Annotated in this window: 3 protein-coding genes; 2 read left to right on the top strand and 1 reads right to left on the bottom strand. The window is 71.4% G+C overall.

From position 1 onward, the window contains the following. Positions 1-82: 82 nt before the first annotated feature. The gene (locus ACFRAR_RS37970) at positions 83-835 is read right to left on the bottom strand and encodes a hypothetical protein (RefSeq protein ID WP_380704896.1); all 753 of its coding nucleotides are present in this window, start codon (positions 833-835) and stop codon (positions 83-85) included. Between the two features lie 165 nt (positions 836-1,000). On the opposite strand from ACFRAR_RS37970, the gene ACFRAR_RS37965 reads away from it, so the two are divergent. Both ACFRAR_RS37965 and ACFRAR_RS37960 read left to right on the top strand, forming a co-directional pair. Beyond that, positions 1,001-3,640 (top strand): valine--tRNA ligase, encoded by a 2,640-nt coding sequence (locus ACFRAR_RS37965; RefSeq protein ID WP_380704894.1) that lies wholly within the window; start codon positions 1,001-1,003, stop codon positions 3,638-3,640. 320 nt (positions 3,641-3,960) lie between these two features. Continuing rightward, positions 3,961-4,485 (top strand): hypothetical protein, encoded by a 525-nt coding sequence (locus tag ACFRAR_RS37960; protein WP_380704892.1) that lies wholly within the window; start codon positions 3,961-3,963, stop codon positions 4,483-4,485. Positions 4,486-4,493 lie beyond the last annotated feature (8 nt).

The following is a 4,493-nucleotide window of genomic DNA, read 5'->3' as shown; positions in this document are numbered from 1 at the left end:
GCCTGACCCGCGCCCCGCGGCAGCCGGATGGGGCCCCGCCCGGGTTGGGGGCGGGGCCCCTTCCCGCGTTGCCGCCCGGGTCCTACTTCGCCACCTCGGCGACCGCGCGCAGGTCGCGGGTGTCGGCGGCGAGCTTGTCCAGGTCGGGCTTGCCGCCGTTCTCGTCCGGCACCCGCATGGTGATGACGAGGCTGCTCTTGTCGGCCCAGGCGCACAGGCCGATGCTGCCGTCGGCCTCGGTCATCACGCCGCACTCCATGGTGCCGCCCTTGGGGCCGGCGTCCATGGTGCGCCGGTCGGTTATGTTCGTGCCCTCACCGGCCGCGCCCTTGAAGGCCGCGTCCAGTTCCTGCTTCGGCAGCAGGACCTTCCCGTAGGCCCCGAACACCATGAGCTGCGGCTCCGACTCGGCGTTCTCGTACAGGCCGCCCACGCCGGTGGGCTTCCAGTTGCCGTCGCCCTTCCCGATGCTCTCGGTCATCGCCTTCTCCATGGCGTCGGTGACCGAGCTGTCGCTGCTGAGCTTGAGGTCCTTGAAGGTGGCCGGCAGGACGATCTTCTCGGTGCCCGCGTTGCCGGCCACGTTCCAGGCGAAGTAGGCCAGCGCGCCGCCGGCCAGGAGCAGGACGGCGCCGATGGTGCCGAGCACGATCCACAGCGTCCGGCGGGACTTGCGCGGCGGCGGCACCGGCGCGTACCCGGCGTACCCGGGGTGGCCGGCCTGGTCGGGCGCGGGGTAGCCCGGCTGGCCGTACGGGGCCTGCGGCGGCACGGGCGCGCCGTAGGGCGGGTTCGAGGACGGCGCCGGGGCACCGTAGGGGGTCTGGTCGGTCACGTGGAAACTTTCGTGGCGTTGAGGACGGCCCGGTGGTGTGAAGTCGTTCCGGCCGACCGGACCAGGGCCCGCGCACGCTACCGCACGGTGCCCGGCCGTGGTGAGGGCGGCCCGCGGACCGAAAGCGGTTCGTGACCCTCGCCCCGGTTACGTAAACTGTGCGTCGTGACCGACACGACGAACCAGCGCCCCGTGAGCACCTTTGCCGGGGACGAAGCAGCCACCCTCCCGACGACCTACACCCCCGCGGACGTAGAGGGCGAGCTGTACGAGCGCTGGGTGGACCGTGGGTACTTCACCGCGGACGCGAAGAGCGACAAGCCCGCGTACACGATCGTCATCCCCCCGCCGAACGTCACCGGCGTCCTGCACCTGGGCCATGCCTTCCAGCACACGCTGATGGACGCGCTGACCCGCCGCAAGCGCATGCAGGGCTTCGAGACGCTCTGGCTGCCGGGCATGGACCACGCCGGCATCGCCACCCAGAACAAGGTCGAGCAGCAGCTCGCCGAGGAGGGCCTGTCCCGGCACGACCTGGGCCGGGAGGCCTTCGTCGAGAAGGTCTGGGAGTGGAAGAAGAGCTACGGCGGCCGCATCCTCGGCCAGATGCGCCGCCTCGGCGACGGCGTGGACTGGTCGCGCGAGCGCTTCACCATGGACGAGGGCCTGTCCCAGGCCGTCCAGACCATCTTCAAGCGCCTCTTCGACGACGGCCTGATCTACCGCGCCGAGCGCATCATCAACTGGTGCCCGCGCTGCCTCACCGCGCTGTCCGACATCGAGGTCGAGCACGAGGAGACGCCGGGCGAGCTGGTCTCGATCCGCTACGGCGAGGGTGACGACTCGATCGTCGTCGCCACCACCCGGGCCGAGACGATGCTGGGCGACACCGCGGTGGCCGTCCACCCCGAGGACGAGCGCTACAAGCACCTGGTCGGCCGCACCATCAAGCTGCCGCTGACCGACCGGGAGATCCCGGTCATCGCGGACGAGCACGTCGACCCGGAGTTCGGCACCGGCGCCGTCAAGGTGACGCCGGCGCACGACCCGAACGACTTCGCGATCGGCCAGCGCCACGACCTGCCCAACCTGACGGTCATGGACGAGCGCGGCGCGATCACCGTGCACGGCCCCTTCCTCGGCATGGACCGGATGGAGGCCCGTTCGGCGGTCGTCGGCGCGCTGCGCGAGCAGGGCCGGATCGTCGCCGAGAAGCGTCCGTACATGCACGCCGTGGGCCACTGCTCGCGCTGCCACACGGTGGTCGAGCCGCGGCTGTCGCTCCAGTGGTGGGTCAAGGTCGAGCCGCTGGCCAAGGCCGCCGGAGACGCCGTCCGCGACGGCAAGGTGGAGATCCACCCGAAGGAGCTGGAGCGCCGCTACTTCGACTGGGTCGACAACATGTACGACTGGTGCATCTCGCGCCAGCTCTGGTGGGGCCACCGGATCCCGGTCTGGTACGGCCCCGAGGGCGAGGTCGTCTGCGTCGGACCGGACGAGCAGCCGCCGACGGGCGAGGGCTGGCACCAGGACCCGGATGTCCTGGACACCTGGTTCTCCTCCGGCCTGTGGCCGTTCTCCACGCTCGGCTGGCCGGAGAAGACCACCGACCTGGAGAAGTTCTACCCGACCGACGTCCTGGTGACCGGCCACGACATCATCTTCTTCTGGGTCGCCCGGATGATGATGTTCGGCCTGTACGCGATGGACGGTCAGGCGCCGTTCAAGACGGTCGCCCTGACCGGTCTGGTGCGCGACGAGTTCGGCAAGAAGATGTCGAAGTCCTCCGGCACCGCGGTGGACCCGCTGGACTGGATGGACGCCTACGGCGCCGACGCCGTCCGCTTCACCCTGGCCCGCGGCGCCAACCCGGGCGCCGACGTGCCGATCGGCGAGGACTGGGTCAAGGGCTCGCGCAACTTCTGCAACAAGATCTGGAACGCGACCCGCTTCGCGCTGATGAACGGCGCCACCGTCGAGGGCCCGCTGCCCGCGCCGGAGGAGCTGACCGCGGTCGACCGCTGGATCCTGTCGCGGCTGAACGCCACCGTCGCCGAGGTGGACGCGCTCTACGACGACTTCCAGTTCGCCAAGGCCACCGACGCGCTGTACCACTTCGCCTGGGACGAGGTCTTCGACTGGTACGTCGAGCTCTCCAAGACGACCCTGGCCAAGGGCGGCCCGCAGGCGGACGCCTCGCGCCGGGTGCTCGGCGAGGTCCTGGACGTCACGCTGCGGCTGCTGCACCCGGTCGTCCCGTTCGTCACCGAGGCGCTGTGGACGGCGCTCACCGGCGCCGAGTCGCTGGTCGTCACCGAGTGGCCGAAGGACAGCGGCTACCGTGACGCGGCCGCCGAGTCGGAGATCGCCACGCTCCAGCAGGTGGTCACCGAGGTCCGCCGGTTCCGTTCGGACCAGGGCCTCCAGCCGGCGCAGCGGGTTCCGGCCCAGCTGGAGCTGGCCGGCACCGTGCTGGCCGTCCACGAGGACGCGATCCGCTCGCTGCTGCGGCTGACCGTCCCCGAGGAGGGCTTCGCGGCCACCGCCTCGCTGCCGGTCGCCGGCGCGACCGTCGCGCTGGACCTCTCCGGCACCATCGACGTCGCGGCCGAGCGCAAGCGCCTGGCCAAGGACCTCGCGGCCGCCGAGAAGGAGAAGGCCCAGACCACCGCCAAGCTCGGCAACGAGGCGTTCCTCGCCAAGGCGCCGGACGAGGTGGTCGCCAAGATCCGTGGCCGTCAGGAGGCCGCCGAGGCCGACATCGCCCGGATCACCGCCCAGCTCGCGGCGCTGCCGCAGGGCTGAGCCGCCGGTTCCACCGAGGGGCCGTACTCCGCGACGCGCGGGGTGCGGCCCCTCGGCTTTTTCCGGGCCGGTTCGGGTTCGGTTCCGGGCCGCGCTTCCCGGGTCGCTTTCCCTACGCCTAATAGCCCAGCAACATTGCTCCCTTCCGGCGAATTATCATCCTGCGACCGGGTGAGGTCCTATTCCGAGCGAATTGATTCCGGTCTTGCCCGCGCGCGTTCGCGGAAGTTTCCAGGTCCGCTGTGTACCGTGTGCACGGAGTTTCCGAATGGGCGTTTCCGCTGAGCGTTCCAGCTGAGCGACGGACGGGAGGGCACGGCGTGGTGGTGACCGAGGAGTTGGCCGACGAACTGCCTGCCGAGGCGGTCGAGGAGGCCAAGGCCAGGGCGGCGGCCCTGCTGCTCGCCTTCCGGCACGGGAACCAGCTCGCGTTCGACACGGAGCTGGACCTGCTGCTCGCGGAGCACGCCGAGCGCGAGGTGGCCACCCTGCTCACCTGGATCGCCGCCGAGGCCGTCCGCAAGGCGTACGCCCCCGAGGTCGGGGACCGGGTGCTGCGGGCGATGGCGCGGCGCGCCCCGCACGACACGGGCGCGGTCGACGTGGACGAGGAGACCGCGAACGCCGCCCAGCTGATCGAGGCGGTGGCGGCCGGCGAGGTGGCCGAGGTGCGCGGCCTGGTCGCCGCGACGCCCGACACCACCTTCCTGCTCGGTGGACTGCTCCAGGGCGTCGCGATGATGCTGCCGTTGCTGCCGGACGGTGAACTGGCCGAGATCACCGCCGAGTTGCGCCGCCGGCACGGCGGGGCGGCGCACGTGCCGGAGGCCCGGGCCGGGGTCTGACCCCGGCC

Source organism: Kitasatospora sp. NPDC056651, from assembly GCF_042792155.1.
Classification (GTDB): Bacteria; Actinomycetota; Actinomycetes; order Streptomycetales; family Streptomycetaceae; genus Kitasatospora.
This window is presented reverse-complemented; position numbering and strand designations above follow the sequence as displayed.